The sequence below is a fragment of the Martinezella paranaensis genome (assembly GCF_014200235.1).
GTDB lineage: Bacteria > Pseudomonadota > Alphaproteobacteria > Rhizobiales > Rhizobiaceae > Rhizobium > Rhizobium paranaense.
Map to the genome: position 1 here is coordinate 73,753 of NZ_JACHBI010000015.1, position 17,623 is coordinate 91,375.

Annotated in this window: 15 protein-coding genes; 9 read left to right on the forward strand and 6 right to left on the reverse strand. The window is 59.1% G+C overall.

The annotated features are described in order from the left end of the window. Window positions 1-49: 49 nt before the first annotated feature. The 5 genes from mnmE (at window position 50) to GGD50_RS26970 (ending at window position 5,733) form a co-directional block, all read left to right on the forward strand. Window positions 50-1,369 carry a tRNA uridine-5-carboxymethylaminomethyl(34) synthesis GTPase MnmE gene (gene mnmE, locus GGD50_RS26950; protein ID WP_107106369.1) on the forward strand — a complete coding sequence of 440 codons (1,320 nt, stop codon included), beginning with the start codon at window positions 50-52 and terminating at the stop codon, window positions 1,367-1,369. Between the two features lie 107 nt (window positions 1,370-1,476). Beyond that, window positions 1,477-3,357 (forward strand): tRNA uridine-5-carboxymethylaminomethyl(34) synthesis enzyme MnmG, encoded by a 1,881-nt coding sequence (mnmG, locus tag GGD50_RS26955; protein ID WP_107106368.1) that lies wholly within the window; start codon window positions 1,477-1,479, stop codon window positions 3,355-3,357. A gap of 25 nt (window positions 3,358-3,382) precedes the next feature. Continuing rightward, on the forward strand, window positions 3,383-4,000 hold the full coding sequence (gene rsmG, locus GGD50_RS26960; RefSeq protein WP_107106367.1) for a 16S rRNA (guanine(527)-N(7))-methyltransferase RsmG: 618 nt from the start codon (window positions 3,383-3,385) through the stop codon (window positions 3,998-4,000). Between the two features lie 19 nt (window positions 4,001-4,019). Further along, window positions 4,020-4,817 (forward strand): ParA family protein, encoded by a 798-nt coding sequence (locus GGD50_RS26965; protein ID WP_107106366.1) that lies wholly within the window; start codon window positions 4,020-4,022, stop codon window positions 4,815-4,817. A gap of 31 nt (window positions 4,818-4,848) precedes the next feature. After that, a complete protein-coding gene (locus tag GGD50_RS26970) occupies window positions 4,849-5,733 on the forward strand; it encodes a ParB/RepB/Spo0J family partition protein (RefSeq protein ID WP_107106365.1) in 885 nt (294 codons plus the stop codon). Between the two features lie 14 nt (window positions 5,734-5,747). On the opposite strand, the gene holA is transcribed toward GGD50_RS26970, so the two are convergent. From holA to leuS, 3 genes are read right to left on the reverse strand one after another with little or no spacing between them, the layout of a single operon-like run. Beyond that, window positions 5,748-6,785: a DNA polymerase III subunit delta gene (gene holA / locus GGD50_RS26975; protein WP_107106364.1), complete on the reverse strand. Its 1,038-nt coding sequence runs from the start codon at window positions 6,783-6,785 to the stop codon at window positions 5,748-5,750. Between the two features lie 14 nt (window positions 6,786-6,799). Next, a complete protein-coding gene (gene lptE, locus GGD50_RS26980; RefSeq protein WP_107106363.1) occupies window positions 6,800-7,321 on the reverse strand; it encodes an LPS assembly lipoprotein LptE in 522 nt (173 codons plus the stop codon). After that, complete coding sequence (gene leuS, locus GGD50_RS26985) at window positions 7,311-9,941, reverse strand: leucine--tRNA ligase (protein WP_107106362.1); 2,631 nt, start codon at window positions 9,939-9,941, stop codon at window positions 7,311-7,313. The genes lptE and leuS overlap by 11 nt, the downstream gene beginning before the upstream one ends. 200 nt (window positions 9,942-10,141) lie before the next feature. On the opposite strand from leuS, the gene GGD50_RS26990 reads away from it, so the two are divergent. Next, entirely contained in the window at window positions 10,142-10,801 is a 660-nt protein-coding gene (locus GGD50_RS26990) for a YggS family pyridoxal phosphate-dependent enzyme (protein WP_107106361.1), read from the forward strand. Window positions 10,802-10,860: 59 nt separating this feature from the next. On the opposite strand, the gene GGD50_RS26995 is transcribed toward GGD50_RS26990, so the two are convergent. Beyond that, the gene (locus GGD50_RS26995; protein WP_028753780.1) at window positions 10,861-11,568 is read right to left on the reverse strand and encodes a DUF1013 domain-containing protein; all 708 of its coding nucleotides are present in this window, start codon (window positions 11,566-11,568) and stop codon (window positions 10,861-10,863) included. 222 nt (window positions 11,569-11,790) lie between these two features. Here GGD50_RS26995 and acs point away from each other — a divergent pair, with 222 nt between their 5' ends. Next, complete coding sequence (acs, locus tag GGD50_RS27000; RefSeq protein WP_107106606.1) at window positions 11,791-13,749, forward strand: acetate--CoA ligase; 1,959 nt, start codon at window positions 11,791-11,793, stop codon at window positions 13,747-13,749. A 74-nt stretch (window positions 13,750-13,823) separates the two neighbouring features. On the opposite strand, the gene GGD50_RS27005 is transcribed toward acs, so the two are convergent. Continuing rightward, on the reverse strand, window positions 13,824-14,831 hold the full coding sequence (locus GGD50_RS27005; RefSeq protein WP_107106360.1) for an alpha/beta hydrolase family protein: 1,008 nt from the start codon (window positions 14,829-14,831) through the stop codon (window positions 13,824-13,826). A gap of 73 nt (window positions 14,832-14,904) precedes the next feature. Further along, a complete protein-coding gene (locus tag GGD50_RS27010; protein ID WP_107106359.1) occupies window positions 14,905-15,123 on the reverse strand; it encodes a DUF1674 domain-containing protein in 219 nt (72 codons plus the stop codon). 108 nt (window positions 15,124-15,231) lie between these two features. Here GGD50_RS27010 and htpX point away from each other — a divergent pair, with 108 nt between their 5' ends. Together htpX and GGD50_RS27020 are read left to right on the forward strand one after the other, a co-directional pair. After that, entirely contained in the window at window positions 15,232-16,218 is a 987-nt protein-coding gene (gene htpX, locus GGD50_RS27015; protein ID WP_107106358.1) for a zinc metalloprotease HtpX, read from the forward strand. Further along, a complete protein-coding gene (locus tag GGD50_RS27020; protein ID WP_107106357.1) occupies window positions 16,209-17,609 on the forward strand; it encodes an RsmB/NOP family class I SAM-dependent RNA methyltransferase in 1,401 nt (466 codons plus the stop codon). The genes htpX and GGD50_RS27020 overlap by 10 nt, the downstream gene beginning before the upstream one ends. The last annotated feature ends 14 nt before the right edge of the window (window positions 17,610-17,623 follow it).

The following is a 17,623-nucleotide window of genomic DNA, read 5'->3' on the forward strand; positions in this document are numbered from 1 at the left end:
GTTTTGAAAATCGATCTCGGCCAAAACGATTCGGACGCGGATCAATCCCATGCAGAATTTTAACGACACGATCTTTGCGCTATCGAGCGGCGGTCTGCCGGCTGGGGTCGGAGTCGTGCGCATCAGCGGGCCGGAGGCTCTGGTCGCGACAAAGACGCTCGTTGGATCGCTACCAAAGCCACGGCAAGCGGCGTTAAAAACGATTCGGACTCGAAACGGTCTTGTTGTCGACCGTGGACTGGTTCTTATTTTTCCTGCTCCGGCTTCCTTTACCGGCGAGGATTGCGCCGAGATTCACATTCACGGGGGCAAAGCTGTTGTTGCCGCCCTCCTCAAAGAGCTGGCGTCCTTCCAGGGATGTCGGATGGCCGAACATGGCGAATTTTCGCGCCGTGCCCTTGAGAATGGCAAGATGGACCTCGTGGAAGTGGAAGGCTTGGCAGATCTCATTGCCGCCGAGACGGAAATGCAGCGGCGATTGGCCGTGGAACACACAGCGGGTGGCCTTTCGGAGCTCTATGAGGGATGGGCCGACCGTTTGACGCGTGCTCGTGCTCTCATCGAGGCTGAATTGGATTTTGCCGATGAAGACGATGTTCCAGGCTCAGTGTCCGATATGGTCTGGGCGGATATGGCGAAGCTGCAGTCCGAATTGTCGGATCATCTCGCTGGCGCCGATTTTGGTGAGATCGTCAGGGACGGGTTGAAGGTTGTCATTGCTGGCGCGCCCAACGCCGGCAAGTCGAGCTTGATGAACGCACTGGCGCGGCGAGAAGTGGCGATCGTGACGGATATTGCCGGGACGACGCGCGATGTTCTGCATATTGATCTCAATATCGAGGGATATGCGGTTAGACTCTATGATACCGCCGGACTGCGAGACACGGATGAAGTCATCGAACGCGAGGGGATCAAGCGGGCTCTGAAGACGGCGGCAGAAGCGGATATCATCCTCTCGCTTGCTGAAATTGGTGTTACCGCACAAACGGACTTTGCCGGGTTCAATGGGAAAGTCTTTCGGATTGGCACCAAATCGGATATTCATCCGATCGAAGCTGGAAGCTACGATCTCTGCATTTCCTCTACGACTGGGACTGGTCTGACGGAATTGCACCAGTTGTTGGTTAACGATTTGCTAATGCGGTCTGCAGCTCTATCGCTGGCGTTGCCAAGTCGTTTGAGACATCGGACGCTTTTGGCGGATAGCCTTGAATCACTGGGGTGCGCCGTAAGCTCCGTTTCTGCTGGACTGGATATACGAGCGGAATTCCTGCGGCAGGCGGCGCATAGTTTGGGCCGCATTACCGGAAGGGTTGATGTCGAGGATCTGCTCGATGTCATCTTCTCCGAATTCTGCATCGGCAAATGATTCACGTGAAACACGGCGCGGACATGCCGTAGAAAACGTTTCACGTGAAACCTTCTTGACTCCTAAATTTGGTGTGCCAAAGAGACGGCAATACCGAGGTTCTGACAATGCTCGATAAGACATATGACGTGATAGTCGTGGGTGGTGGACATGCGGGCAGCGAAGCTGCGGCTGCGGCTGCCCGCTGGGGCGCGCAAACAGCCCTGGTCACTCATAAGCGCGATACGATTGGTGTGATGTCCTGTAATCCGGCAATTGGTGGTCTGGGCAAGGGTCATCTGGTTCGCGAGATTGACGCGCTTGACGGCTTGATGGGTCGGGTCGCAGATGCGGCAGGCATCCAGTTCCGTATGCTGAATCGGAAGAAGGGTCCGGCCGTTCGCGGCCCCCGTACACAGGCGGATCGCAAGCTTTATCGTCTCGCCATGCAAGCCGAAATTAATGCGATCGAAAATCTGGACGTGGTCGAAGGCGATGCCTTTGATCTCGCTATCGAGAACGATCGCGTTTCAGCGGTGGTTCTGAAGGACGGCCGCGTTCTCCGCTGCGGTGCTGTCGTCCTGACGACCGGCACGTTTCTCCGCGGCCTGATCCATATTGGTGACAAAAAGATTCCGGCCGGCCGTGTCGGCGAGGAACCCTCGATGGGGCTGTCCGCCACGCTGCAACGCTACGGCCTGGCGCTTGGCCGCCTGAAGACTGGCACGCCGGCGCGCCTGGATGGCACGACCGTTGATTGGGATTCTGTAGGACGCCAAGGTGCCGATGATGAGCCAGTGCCGTTTTCCTTCATGACGGATACCATCGTCAATCCGCAAATCGAATGTGGCGTGACGCGGACAACCTCAGAAACCCATAAGATCATCGCTGACAATCTCATGCGGTCGGCGATGTATTCTGGCCAGATCGAAGGTGTCGGGCCGCGCTACTGCCCGTCAATCGAGGACAAGATCGTCAAATTCGGCGAACGCGACGGCCACCAGATTTTTCTGGAACCCGAGGGACTGGACGACACCACCATCTATCCGAATGGAATATCGACGTCGCTTCCAGAGGAGGTTCAGGACGCCTTTATCCGAACCATTCCGGGCCTGGAACGAGTTCGGATTCTGCAGTGCGGCTATGCGATTGAATATGACCATGTTGACCCACGCGAGTTGAAGCCATCACTTGAAGTGATGAAGATTCCCGGGCTGTTTCTGGCAGGGCAGATCAATGGGACGACCGGATACGAGGAAGCCGGAGCGCAGGGCTTAATTGCCGGCCTGAACGCAGCTCGTTTGGCCGCTGGTGGCGAGGCTATACAGTTCAGCCGCACGGAATCCTATATCGGTGTGATGATTGACGATCTCACGTCGCGCGGCGTAGCTGAGCCCTATCGCATGTTCACATCGCGCGCCGAATATCGTTTGTCGCTGCGGGCAGACAACGCCGATGTTCGGCTGACACCTCTCGGTATCTCCATTGGCTGCGTCGGCGCAAATCGCGCTGAACGGTTTAATGGATATATGGAGAAGCTAGAGCAGGCACGGACTCAATTGAAGGGCTTGAGCGTCACTCCGACAGAAGCGGCGAAAGCCGGGCTGCATTTGAACAAGGATGGCCAGCGCCGATCGGCATATGATCTGCTGTCCTATCCGGGCCAATCCATCGAATCGCTGTCTGCTTTGTGGCCGGAGTTGAGCTCGATTGAGGGGCGCGTTGTCGAAGCTGTCGAGATCGAGGCTGCTTATGCGGTCTATATGGATCGCCAAACCTCCGACATCGTGCAGGTGCGTCGCGAAGAGGAACGTCTGATTCCGTTGAACTTTGATTTCTCAGGACTATCCGGCCTATCGAATGAGCTGAAACAGAAGTTGACCGTGTCACGACCAAAAAATATTGCGCAGGCGTCGCGGATCGACGGGATGACGCCGGCGGCGATATCGCTCTTGCTAGCCCACCTGCGGAAGCAGATTGGACCGGAAGAGCGGAAGCTTGTTTCCTGAGATTGCAAGGTGTGAGAGTCCTGCCATGGAATTAAACGGTGTGCGTGTTTCACGTGAAACACAAGGACGTCTGCAGCACTTTGCTGAGCTCTTTCAGAAGTGGGCGAAGACTATCAATTTGGTTGCACCCTCTACTATCAACGACCTCTGGCAAAGACATATCGCCGATAGCGCCCAGATCTTTCAACTTCATCCGAAGCCAGCTCGATGGGTTGACCTCGGAAGCGGCGGCGGGTTTCCCGGTATCATCACCGCGATTCTCCTTGCGGAACAGGCGGATGGGCATGTCGATCTGGTGGAGAGCAATCAGAAAAAGGCTGCGTTTTTGCGAGTCTGCCTCAGGGAATGTGAGGCCCGCGGCGCTGTCCATGCCGTCCGCATTGAAGAGGCGGTGAAGGTCATTCCCTACTGCGACGTGATTTCAGCAAGAGCGCTCGCCGAGCTGGATGTGCTGCTGGACTACGCAGCACCGTGGGCGGAGCGCAATGAAAATATCCGGTTGCTGCTGCATAAAGGCCGGGATTACGAGCGCGAGGTCGAGAAAGCCCGTGGTCGGTGGGAATTTGGTCTGGTAAAACACAACAGTGTTGTCGAGCGAGATTCTGTTGTTTTGGAGTTAAATCGCCCTCGACGTCGAATTTAACCATAATGGATATGCGGCAATGATCGGCGAGCGAAACCGGATTATTACTATCGCAAATCAAAAGGGCGGTGTCGGCAAGACAACCACTGCGATCAACCTGGCCACGGCGTTGGCTGCGATCGGCGAACGTGTTCTGATCGTCGATCTCGATCCGCAAGGCAACGCCAGCACCGGCTTAGGCATTGAGCGGCGGGATCGAAAAGTATCCTCCTATGATCTTCTGGTCGGGACCCATACGATTCTCGATACGGTCCAAGAAACGGCGGTTCCGAATCTCTACATCGTTCCCTCGACGATGGATTTGCTCGGCATCGAGATGGAAATCGCCCAGCAGGCCGACCGCGTCTTCCGGCTACGCCGCGCTCTGAATGGTGCAGGCGCTACAGCCTTCTCCTATATCCTGGTCGATTGCCCTCCCTCGTTCAATCTGCTCACCATGAACGCCATGGCGGCAGCCCATTCGGTTCTGGTGCCGCTGCAGTGCGAGTTTTTTGCCCTGGAGGGTCTGAGCCAGTTGCTAGAGACCGTCGATCAGGTGCGGCGCACCGTCAATCCTCTGCTCGATATCCAGGGGATTGTCTTGACCATGTTTGATTCCCGCAACAACCTTGCACAGCAGGTCGTCAACGACGTGCGGACGCATTTGGGTGAGAAGGTCTACCACACGTTGATCCCGCGCAATGTTCGCGTGTCTGAAGCGCCGTCTTATGGCAAACCTGCAATCCTTTACGATCTGAAATGCGCCGGCAGCCAAGCCTATCTGCAACTGGCGTCGGAAGTGATCCAGCGGGAGCGGCAGCGCAAGGCGGCGGCTTGATTCACTATTTGTTCTGGAGTGAGTAATTGCGATGAATGATGATCTTTCGAAACGGCGCCTTGGCCGCGGTTTGGCCGCCCTCATCGGAGAGATGGACCAGCCGACACCGGTGGATGCCGGCAGGCCAAGCGTCAATCCGGATCGCATGGTGCCGATCGAATTCATCAGTCGCAACCCGAAGAACCCCCGTCGCTATTTCGACGAAACCGAGCTGCACGATCTTGCCAGCTCTATCCGACAGCACGGCATCGTTCAGCCGGTGGTCGTGCGTACGGTTTCGACCGATCGCTATGAAATCATAGCCGGAGAAAGGCGCTGGCGCGCCGCGCAACTGGCCGGTCTGATCGAAATTCCGGTGATCGTGCGCGATGTCGATGATAAAACCGCTCTGGAAATCGCCATTGTCGAAAACGTTCAGCGTGCGGACCTCAATCCTCTGGAAGAAGCGCTTGGCTACGAACAGTTGATTGCAGAACATGGTTATACGCAAAACGATCTTGGCGAGATCATCGGCAAAAGCCGCAGCCATGTCGCCAATTCGCTGCGCCTGCTAAAGCTGCCGGAACCGGTTCGCGACATGCTTGCCGGCGGCAGCCTTTCGGCCGGTCATGCGCGTGCCCTGGTTTCCACCTCCGATCCGGCCGCACTTGCCCGGACGATCGTTTCCAAGGGCATGTCGGTGCGGGATGCCGAGCGCCTGGCGCAGAATGATATCAAGGCGCAAAACGATCCCCGGCCCGCGGGCGCCCGCAAGGACGAGAAGGATTCCGATACGCTGGCGTTGGAAAGAACATTGTCCGACACGCTGGGCCTGGATGTCTCGATCAACCATCGTGGCAGGGGCGGTCAGGTCAAGATCTCCTACAAGACCCTGGAGCAGCTTGAAGAGATTTGCCGGTTGCTGGAGCGGCGTTGATCTGTTGGCGTGAGTCAGCCCTTGCGGGCCGATTGTAGCGTGGTCGCCAGCAGCGTCTGTGTGGCGATCGTGTCTTCCAGACTGGCGCGCTGCCGCGTTTGAAGAATGGCAGCCTGCAATCGGTTCATTTCCCGCGCAATTGCCGGGGCCGTCCAGCTTTTCAGAGCCTGCTCGATGATCGGTTTGCGTCGAAAATGCAGATGCCGGCCGAGAGTCTGCATGACCTGTGCCGGCGGCACGCGCTTCTCGTCCATTTCGGTGCGCATGACGTCCAATAGCTGAAATTGTCTGAGGCAGCCCTGCAAGACCAGAAACATCGGTGTCTTGGAGGATGCGATCTTTTGCATGGCATGCAGAAAGGCTTCGGAATCGCCCTTGAGAATGGCGTCCACGGCGTCGTCCGCCGAAATGGCGCTGGCATCGCCGATAATATCGGTGACATGGTCCTCTTCGATCGTCCCCTGCCCCCGGCAATAAAGCGCCAGTTTGCGGACCTCATTGCGCGAAGCGATACGATCGCCGCCTAGAAACTCCAATAGGACCTGCCGCGCCGCCGGTGTAATGCGCAGATTTTCATTGGCGAGTTCGGTATCAATGAGAGCATTCAGTGCGCGAATATCATCGGGATAGCAAGGGATAGTTGCGACAGCTTTGGAGCTTTCAGCTACCTTACGAAGGCCGGAGCCCTTTTTCAGATCGCCGGCTTCTACGATGACAAAACTGGCATCCGGCGGATTGTCGGCAATGATCTGTAGCGATTCGACAAGAGCCTTTTCATTGGCCGCACCGCGGATCCACACCAGCTTTTCGCCGCCGAACAGGCCAATAGCGTTGACTTCGTCGAGCAAGCGGCCGGGATCGTTCTGAAGATCGCCTACATCGAGTTTGATCAGGGAAAAAGGGTCGTTCAAATCGACGCCGATCTTGCCGGCGATCTGTCCTGCCCGCTCGGACACAAGGCCGCGGTCAGGACCATAGATGACAAAAAGGCGGTAATTGCGCGCGGCGTTTTGAAGAAATCCGTCAAACTCGTGAGATTTGATTTCCGCCATGCCGCGCGCTCATATCAGCGGCTAAGCGCGGCAGCGATGTCGGCGCCCACCAGTTCGGCGACTTCGCGCGCGGCGCGGTCTTCCGAATCGCGGATGGCGCGCGCCTTGGCAAATTCCTGGGTCGGGAAGTCCACCAGAGACGTGACCGAACGGCTGCCGGATTTCAGAACCTTGCCATCGGTAACATTCTTCAGCGTGAAGGATGCTGTCACGGTCGTGCGGCCTGCGGCGGAGGTGTCAGAGGACGGCAGGTAGAGAACGCCGCCCGTGCCGGAGCTGACGCTCAGATCGACGGTGTATTTCGGGGTTTTCGTTTCGCCGGCGCCACGGCCGGCGATGAAGATCAATTGATTGCGAACCTGCTGACCCACGCGCGTGCCGGCGTCGGAAAAAGCAACGTCAGCGAGCTTCTGGGTGACGCCGGTGCTTTCCGCGTAAAGCGGCCGGACCTGGCAGGAAGACAAAAGACCGGCAACGGCAACCAGAGACGCAACGCCTGCAGCGCGAGCGAGCTTGAAAAGATTATCAGACGACAATGTTCACGATCCTCTGTGGAACGACAATGATCTTCTTTGGCGCCTGACCATTCAATGCGCTTCCGACGGCATCCAGGGCGAGTACAGCCTCTTGCACGGCATTCTGATCTGCATCGCGCGCAATTGTCAATTCGGCGCGCTTCTTGCCGTTGATCTGCACCGGATACACGATCTCATTCTCGATGACGAGCACTTCGTCGTAGCTCGGCCAAGCGCTCATGGCGACCAGATGCATGTTGCCAAGTGCTGTCGAGCATTCCTCGGCCAGATGCGGCGTGATCGGTGCGACCAATGCGATGAGGATCTCAACCGCTTCACGGACTGCGGAACGATAGCTGGCATCCGTGTCGCCGGCGGCAACCTTGGCCAGAGGCGCAGCCAGTGCATTGACGAATTCATAGATGCGCGCGACGGCCTTGTTGAAGGCGAGTTTGTCGTAATCGCCCTGAACCGCCTTCAGCGTCCGGTGCGCGACCTGTGAAATCGCCAGCGCTTCGCCTTCCTTAGCCGGAGTCGCATCAACGGCTTTCAATGCCTCTGCCGCTTCAGACACCAGGCGCCACATGCGCTGCGTGAAACGATGCGCGCCTTCAACGCCCGCTTCCGACCAGATCACGTCACGATCGGGCGGCGAATCGGACAGCACGAAGAAACGAGCCGTATCGGCGCCGTAGGAAGCGATGATATCATCGGGGTCGACGACGTTCTTCTTCGACTTCGACATCTTCTCGATGGCGCCGATGGCAATCTCTTCGCCGGTCGACAGCAAAGTCGCGCGACGATGACCGTCGGTTTCCTCGATGCGGATGTCGGCCGGCGACACCCATTCACGCGTCAGCCCGTTGCCGCGGCTATAGGTCTCGTGAACCACCATGCCCTGCGTGAACAGGCCCTTGAAGGGTTCCTTCGCCTCGACATGGCCGGTTTCGCGCATGGCACGGGTGAAGAAGCGGGAATAGAGCAGATGCAGGATCGCATGCTCGATGCCGCCGATATATTGATCGACGGGCAGCCAGCGATCGGCCGCGGCCTTGTCGGTCGGTTCGTTTTCCCACGGTGCAGTGAAGCGGGTGTAATACCAGCTCGAATCGACAAAGGTATCCATGGTGTCGGTTTCGCGGCGGGCATCCTTGCCGCAATGCGGGCAGGCGACATGCCGCCACGTCGGATGGCGGTCGAGCGGATTACCCGGCTGATCGAAGGTGACATCATCCGGCAGCTTGACGGGCAGATCCTGCTTCGGCACCGGCAGCACGCCGCAGTCGTCGCAATGGATCACCGGGATCGGGCAGCCCCAATAGCGCTGGCGCGAAATGCCCCAGTCGCGCAGGCGGAAATTCACCTTGCGTTCGGCCTGCGGCGCATTGCCAAGGTTTGTCGCCGACAATTTCGTTGCCACCGTCTCAAAAGCTTCCTCAATGCTCATGCCGTCGAGGAACCGGGAATTGATCATGACGCCGTCGCTGTCATAGGCGACATCGCCGATGGCGAAGCTGGCTGCGTCACCATCCCTGGGCATGACGACTGGCACGACGGGCAGGCTGTATTTGCGGGCGAAATCCAGGTCGCGCTGGTCGCCGGAGGGGCAGCCGAAGATGGCGCCCGTGCCGTAATCCATCAGGACGAAATTGGCGATATAGACCGGCAGCTCCCAGGACGGGTCGAGCGGATGGCGGACGCGGATACCCGTATCCATGCCCTTCTTCTCGGCAGTCTCAAGTGCTGCAAGCGAGGTGCCGGCGCGGCGGCATTCTTCGCAGAAGGCATCGATAGCCGGATTCACGGCCGCCGCTTCCTTCGCCAGCGGGTGGTCGGCCGAAATCGCCAGGAAGGAGGCGCCGAAGAGCGTATCCGGACGAGTCGTATAGACGGTGATTTCACGGTCCGCGTTCGGCGAGGTCTCCGGCACGATCTCCCAGCGGATCGTCAGGCCTTCGGAACGACCGATCCAGTTCTTCTGCATCAGCCGCACTTTTTCCGGCCAGTGGTCGAGCGTATCCAGCGCGTCCAGCAGTTCCTGGCTGAATTCGGTGATCTTGAAGAACCATTGCGTCAGCTCGCGCTGTTCGACCAGTGCACCGGAGCGCCAGCCGCGACCGTCGATGACCTGCTCGTTGGCAAGCACGGTGTTGTCGACCGGGTCCCAGTTGACCTTGGACTTCTTGCGGTAGACCAGGCCCTTCTCCATCATGTCGATGAAGAGCATCTGCTGGCGATGGTAGTAGTCGACATCGCAAGTGGCGAATTCGCGGCTCCAGTCCAGCGACAGGCCCATGGCCTTCAACTGCTCCTTCATCGAGGCGATGTTCTGGTAGGTCCATTCCTTTGGATGCACCCTGTTGTCGCGGGCAGCGTTTTCTGCCGGCATGCCGAAGGCGTCCCAGCCCATGGGATGCAGGACATTATAGCCGCGGGCGCGCTTGTAGCGGGCGACGACGTCGCCCATGGCATAGTTGCGCACATGGCCCATATGGATGCGGCCCGACGGATAGGGAAACATCTCGAGGACGTAATATTTCTCGCGCGGATCGGCGTTGTCGGTGAGGAAGACGTTTTCCTCGTTCCATTTCTGCTGCCAGCGAGGCTCGGCATCGCGCGGATTATAACGTTCGGTAGCCATCTGATCTTGTATTCCGGAAAATCATGGGGAGTTGGCCGTGACCTTCATCACGAAACCAACCAAGCGTCAAGTTTAGTGGGTGCGGCAAGTGCCTTATCTTGCAAAGCAAAGCCGGATTCGACGGCATCGGCCCTTGGCAAAGGCCGGTTGCCTCATTACTGCAAAGTGTCAGGAACAGTCGCAAATATCGAGGCGAAAAGATGGAACTTCAAGAGCGATTGAACGCGGTTCGTGCCCATATCTCGGCGGCGGAGCGTCAGGCCGGCCGGCCGGCGGGCGCCGTGCAGCTCGTCGCCGTTTCCAAGACCTTCGATGCGGAAGCGATCCGCCCCGCGATTTTGGCCGGCCAGCGAGTGTTTGGCGAAAACCGCGTGCAGGAAAGCCAGGGCAAGTGGCCGGAGCTCAAGGCCGAAACACCGGGAATCGAGCTGCACCTGATCGGGCCGCTGCAATCGAACAAGGCGGCGGATGCCGTGGCGTTGTTCGACGTTATCGAAACTGTCGATCGGGAAAAGATCGCCCGCGCCTTGGCTGATGAGATGAAACGCCAGGGCAAGATGCTGAGGCTCTATGTGCAGGTCAATACCGGCCTGGAGCCGCAGAAGGCGGGAATCGCGCCTGACGATACGGTCACCTTCGTCGACTTCTGCCGGAAGGAGCTTGGACTTTCGATCGAGGGGCTGATGTGCATTCCGCCAGCGGATGAGAATCCTGGGCCGCACTTCGCGTTGCTCGCCAAGCTCGCAGCCAAGGCCGGTATTGAAAAACTCTCCATGGGCATGTCGAGCGACTATGAGATCGCCGTGGCTTTTGGCGCTACCAGCGTTCGCGTTGGCTCGGCAATTTTCGGCGCGCGGTGAAGGCCAAAAAATAAGCCCCGGCTTTCACCGGGGCTTCGAATCACGGAATCGGTCGTGTCTTAGTAGCGGTCGTCGTCGTCATCGTCCGGCGTCGTGGACTTCAGCGACTTCAGCTTGGCGAAGACGGCGTCGGCGTCGATTTCCTTTTCCTTCTCGTCATCGCGATCATAGCTGAAGCCGAGCTTCTCGGTTTCCTGTGCCGGCTGCAGCGTCGCGCCGAGTTCGGCGGCGGTCGGCAGCGGACGGCCCTTGGAGGCCTTTTCGACTTCCATGTCGAGGTCGATCTGGCTGCAGAGGCCGAGGGTCACCGGATCCATCGGCGTCAGGTTCGTTGAGTTCCAGTGCGTGCGGTCGCGAATCTGCTCGATGGTGGATTTGGTGGTGCCGACGAGGCGGGAAATCTGCGCGTCCTTCAGTTCCGGATGGTTGCGGACCAACCAGAGAATGGCGTTCGGACGATCCTGGCGCTTGGAGACCGGCGTATAGCGCGGGCCACGACGCTTGGATTCCGGCACGCGAACCTTCGGTTCGGAAATCTTCAGCTTGTGGTTCGGATTGGCTTCGGCGCGTGCGATTTCATCGCGGGAGAGCTGGCCGGTAGCAATCGGGTCGAGGCCCTTGATGCCCTGAGCGGCTTCGCCATCGGCAATTGCCTTGACTTCGAGCGGATGCAGCTTGCAGAACTGTGCAATCTGATCGAACGACAAGGCCGTATTGTCGACAAGCCAGATGGCTGTTGCCTTCGGCATGAGCAATTGTTGAGCCATGGATATAGTCCTTCTGTCAGTCCGCGCCGGTGTCGCGGTCCGGGGTGTAACACCACATTGTCCGGGAAATATGGCCCTATATAACCGCAGTGTTGCGGAATTGCAATTCTTTGCGGATGAAATGCGCTTTGTCTAATTGCTGTCGTAACTTGAGCTGCTATTGATTGCGTGGAATGAGCACCCATGATCTCGATGGCGGGTGCCAAGGTTGAGGAGGAAACCATGTCGGAAAAGATTCATCCGGTCACCAAGCCGGTTCAAGCGCGCGCTTTGATTGATGCCGCGAAATATCAGAAATGGTATAGGCAGAGCGTCGAGGATCCCGACTATTTCTGGGGCAAACACGGCCAGCGGATCGACTGGTTCAAGCCCTACACTAAGGTCAAGAACACGTCCTTCAGAGGGAAAGTCTCGATCAAATGGTTCGAAGACGGGCTGACCAACGTTTCCTACAACTGCATAGACCGTCACCTGAAGAAGCATGGCGAAGACGTGGCCTTCATCTGGGAAGGCGACAATCCCTATATCGACAAGAAGGTCACCTATAACGAGCTCTACGAGCATGTCTGCCGGCTGGCGAATGTCCTGAAGAAGCAAGGCGTCAAGAAGGGCGATCGCGTCACCATCTATATGCCGATGATCCCCGAGGCTGCCTATGCGATGCTCGCCTGCGCCCGCATCGGCGCGGTGCATTCCGTCGTCTTCGGCGGTTTCTCGCCCGAGGCGCTGGCCGGCCGCATCATCGATTGCCAGTCGACCTTCGTCATTACCTGCGACGAGGGCCTGCGCGGCGGCAAGCCGGTGCCGCTCAAGGACAATACCGATACGGCGATCCATATTGCCGGCCGGCATTATGTCACCGTGGAAAAGGTCCTGGTCGTGCGCCGCACCGGCGGCAAGACCGGCTGGGCACCGGGCCGTGACCTCTGGTATCACGAGGAAACCGCCAAGGTGAAACCGGATTGCCCGCCTGCGAAGATGAAGGCGGAGGACCCGTTGTTCATCCTCTATACCTCCGGTTCGACCGGCAAGCCGAAGGGCGTGCTGCACACGACGGGCGGCTATCTCGTCTATGCGGCGATGACGCATGAATATGTCTTCGACTATCACCCCGGCGATATCTACTGGTGCACAGCCGATGTCGGCTGGGTGACCGGCCATTCCTATATCGTCTACGGGCCGCTGGCGAACGGCGCGACCTCGCTGATGTTCGAAGGTGTGCCGAATTTCCCGGATCAAGGCCGCTTCTGGGAGGTCATCGACAAGCACAAGGTCAATATCTTCTATACGGCGCCGACGGCGATCCGCTCGCTGATGGGCGCCGGCGATCACTTCGTCAAGCGCTCGTCGCGCTCCAGCCTGCGCCTACTCGGCACGGTCGGCGAGCCGATCAATCCGGAAGTCTGGGAGTGGTACTACAACGTTGTCGGCGACGGTCGCTGCCCGATCGTCGATACCTGGTGGCAGACGGAGACCGGCGGCCACATGATTACGCCACTGCCGGGCGCCACCGATCTGAAGCCGGGTTCGGCGACCCTACCTTTCTTCGGCATCCAGCCGGAACTGGTGGACAGTGAGGGCAACCTGCTGGAAGGGGCGGCCGACGGCAATCTCGTCATCGCCGATAGCTGGCCTGGACAGATGCGGACGGTCTATGGCGACCACGAACGGTTCATCCAGACCTATTTCTCCACCTATAAAGGCAAATATTTCACCGGCGACGGCTGCCGGCGCGATGCGGACGGCTATTACTGGATCACCGGCCGCGTCGACGACGTGCTCAATGTCTCCGGCCACCGTCTTGGCACGGCCGAAGTCGAATCGGCGCTCGTCTCGCACCAGCATGTCTCGGAAGCCGCCGTTGTCGGCTATCCGCATTCGATCAAGGGTCAGGGCATCTATTGCTATGTGACGCTGATGGCGGGCCAGGAAGGTTCGGATACGTTGCGGCAGGAGCTGGTCAAGCACGTTCGCGCGCAAATCGGCCCGATCGCCTCGCCCGACAAGATCCAGTTCGCCCCCGGCCTGCCGAAAACCCGCTCCGGCAAGATCATGCGCCGCATCCTGCGCAAGATCGCCGAAGACGATTTTGGCGCGCTCGGCGATACGTCGACGCTGGCCGATCCGGCTGTTGTCGATGATCTGATCGCCAACCGGCAGAACAGGGCTGATGCGGCTTGATGCCAGGCTATCTCGCTCCTTTTGCGGGGGTGAGATGGCGATTTCTTAGGATTAGGCGAGCGTTTCTCCCTCGCCTAATCCTCACTTCGCCCAGAAGCGTTGAAAAAGGCGACCGCCGCGCGGGCAATCCGATCGTGCACGCTCTTTCGCTCCAGGCCAATTGCGTCTCGAAAGATGTCTGGGTCCGCTTCAATGCCTTGAGGCGTGGGTTCCGGCAAGAAGGTGTAGTGGCCTACTCCTCCCTCCATGATATCCAGGCAGCTCGACCGCATCTTGTTGTGAAGCCAAGAACAGCATTCGGCGGCTGGCGCGATGGTGTCCGCGTCGCCTCCGATGATGTGAACCGGTGTCTTTATCTGCTCGAGGCTTTCTTCGGCAAAGCCAAGGACCGAACGACCCGGCGCGATCGCTAAGGCAGCTTTGAATCTATCATCCTTGAAGCTGTTCCTTCGCCGGCTCCATGATTCCAGAAAAATTCTGTTCTGAAGCAGCGAGGGAATATGATCGGCGAGATCCGGGAACTCTCTCGGACCTCGTATGGGGCTCTTTTGAGGGTTATCCGGCTCGAACTGTGAGTAGGCAATCCGCGCACCTAAGACCAGCATGGCGGTGTGGGCGCCAGCAGAGAAGCCCGCGACATAGGCACGGCTCTCGAATGTCCCGCCTAGAGCCTCTTTACAATCATTGGCATCGAGCAAGGCGCTCAAGTCGGTTGCCCGCTCCCAAAGGCACAGGAAGCCTTCAGGCCTGCAGGGCTCGCTGCCGGTATGGCCATGATGGTTGACGCCCAGGGCTACAAAGCCGGATTGCGCCAAATAATGGCCGAGCCATTCCAATCCGGTGGCGACGCCACCCGAGCCATGGGATAAGAGCACCACAGGTCGCGGATTGGGAGATAGTTTGATCGGCGCGTCGAACGCAATGGCCTGGCGTTTAAACCAGGAAGGCGCGGACGGCGGAATCTCGATCGCTTCATCGATCGCAGGATACCAGGCGGACCAAGCGAGCGGGCGCGGACCGGTGCTGTCCCAGTTCGTTCGATTTGCATCGAAAGACAGACCCTGACGAAAGCCTACGGGCATTGCTTTCCCTTACGGCGGCACCCCGATTGTTGGCGCGAGGGCAGTTCGTGAAGAATGGCCTTTAGAGCCGCTCTCAAAAATCGATTGCGCGCCCATTGATCTCCCAATCGCCGAATCGCGAGGGCTCGGCGCCGCCGCGGCCGCCGGTTTCGGGGGGAAGATCGGATTGCGTTTGGGCGTTACGGCGCTCCTCGGCTTCCGCGAGCGCTCGTTTGGCGGCTGGCGAGAGCGGTTTGCAAGGCGCCGCATGGGTGTCGACGTCGTTTTTATTATCGTTATCTGCAGTCTGCATGGTGTGAAGCGGCCCGGAACCGTTGAAATAGGCGGGTGAATAGCCAAATCATAGTGCGTCCGGCCGCAAAGAGAAAGGTTCGGACTGACGATGTGATGGAGACATCAGATGAACCTTATGCGCACAGCCATGCTGCTTGCCTTCATGACCGCCCTGTTCATGGGCGTCGGCTATTTGATCGGCGGCCAAGCCGGCATGATGATTGCGCTCGTCGCCGCTGCGGGCATGAATTTCTTTTCCTATTGGAATTCCGATCGCATGGTGCTTTCCACCTACAACGCCCAGGAAGTGGACGAGCGCAGCGCGCCGGAATTCTATCGCATCATCCGCGACCTCGCGCGCAATGCAGGCCTGCCAATGCCGAAAGTCTATCTCTATGACAGCCCGCAACCGAACGCCTTTGCCACCGGCCGCAATCCCGAAAATGCCGCCGTCGCCGCCTCGACAGGTCTGCTCAATGCGCTAACACCGGAGGAAGTCGCCGGCGTCATGGCGCATGAGCTGGCGCATGTGCAGAACCGCGATACGCTGACGATGACGATCACGGCGACGCTGGCCGGCGCCATTTCCATGCTCGGCAATTTCGCCTTCTTCTTCGGCGGGCGCCGCGACAACAACAATCCCCTTGGCATGATCGGCGTGCTGGTGGCGATGATCGTCGCTCCGCTAGCCGCCATGCTGGTGCAGATGGCGATCAGCCGCACGCGCGAATATTCGGCCGACCGCCGCGGTGCGGAAATCTGCGGCAATCCTCTTTGGCTCGCCTCGGCGCTCGGTAAGATCGCCCGTGGAGCGGAGCATATCCCCAATGAAGAGGCCGAAGGGCATCCGGCGACGGCGCATATGTTCATCATCAATCCACTCTCCGGTGCGCGCATGGACAATCTGTTCTCCACGCACCCGGATACGGAAAACCGCATCGCGGCGCTGCATAAGATGGCGCGCTACGGCGGTGGTGGCGGCCCTGCTGCCGACATGCAGCCCGGCTTTGGCTCGACGGGACCGATCTTGACTGCTAATCCGGAGCGCAAATCGCGCTCCGTGCCGAATACGGGTCGCGGTGGTTCGCAACCGCCGAAGGGACCCTGGTCTTGAATACCAACAATAAGAAGCCTTTCAACAAAGACAGAAGTCAATCCGGCAATCGCCCGCCGCATGATTCGGGTCCCGCCAAGCCGGGATTTGCGGCGCGCGCCGCCGCAACAAAGATCCTGGCCGCGGTCATCGATCGCAGAACGCCGCTCGATGGCATGCTGGATGCCGAAGGCGGCAATCCCGCCTATAAGGCGCTTGGTGAGAGCGACCGGGCACTGGTGCGTGCCATTCTGAATTCGGCGCTACGGCATTTGCCGCGCATCGACGCGGCGATTGCTTCACTGCTGGATTCGCCACTGCCGGAAGGCGCCCGCGCCCTGCATCATGTGTTGGTGGTCGGGGCCGCGCAGATGCTCTATCTCGACGTGCCGGATCATTCCGCTGTCGATATCGCCGTCGAGCAGGCCAACCAGGATCCGCGCAATCGCCGTTTTGCCAAGCTGGTTAACGCCATTCTCAGGCGAATCGGGCGGGAGAAGCAGGAGATTCTGACCCGGGTTGCCAATGTGCCCGCCATGCCGGCCTGGTTCCTGACGCGTCTCGAAGCTGCCTATGGCGCTGAAGCCGCGTCCAGGATTTCGGATACGCAACTGGAGCCGGCGGCGATCGACGTCACGGTGAAATCCGATGCCGAAGGCTGGGCGAAGCGCTTGAATGGCGTCGTTCTGCCGACCGGTGGCGTGCGGCTCGCCGCCTTCGAAGGCTCCATTCCCTCGCTCGACGGATTTTCAGAAGGCGAATGGTGGGTCCAGGATGCCGCCGCCAGCATTCCGGCAAAATTGTTCGGTTCGCTTGCCGGCCGCAACGTCGTGGATCTCTGTGCCGCGCCGGGCGGCAAGACGGCGCAGCTCATCCTCGCCGGCGGCAAGGTGACCGCACTCGACCAATCCGCCAATCGCCTCAAGCGACTTTCCGCCAATCTGGCACGGCTTGGGCTGGAGGCGGAAACCATCGTCGCCGACATGGCCAAGTTTCAGCCCGACGATCTCTTCGAGGCGGCTCTTCTTGATGCCCCCTGCTCTTCCACAGGGACGACGCGCCGTCATCCGGATGTGCTTTGGACCAAGCGGCCGGAGGATATCGCCAAGCTTGCCGGCCTGCAGGAGCGCTTGCTTCGTCACGCGCTGACCCTGGTCAAGCCTGGCGGGCTTGTGGTCTTCTCCAACTGTTCGCTCGATCCGGAAGAGGGCGAGGATCTTGTTGCCCGCGTTCTAGCTGAGACGGACACGGTTGAGCGTGTGCCGATCAAGCCCGAGGATTGGCCCGGTCTCGAAGCCGCGATCTCGCCTCTCGGCGCTTTCCGCACTACGCCCGACATGCTGCCGCTTGCCGGCGGTTTTGCTTCCGGACTGGATGGGTTCTTCGCCGTGGTGCTACGGCGCACGCGATAGTGGCGAGCTTTGAA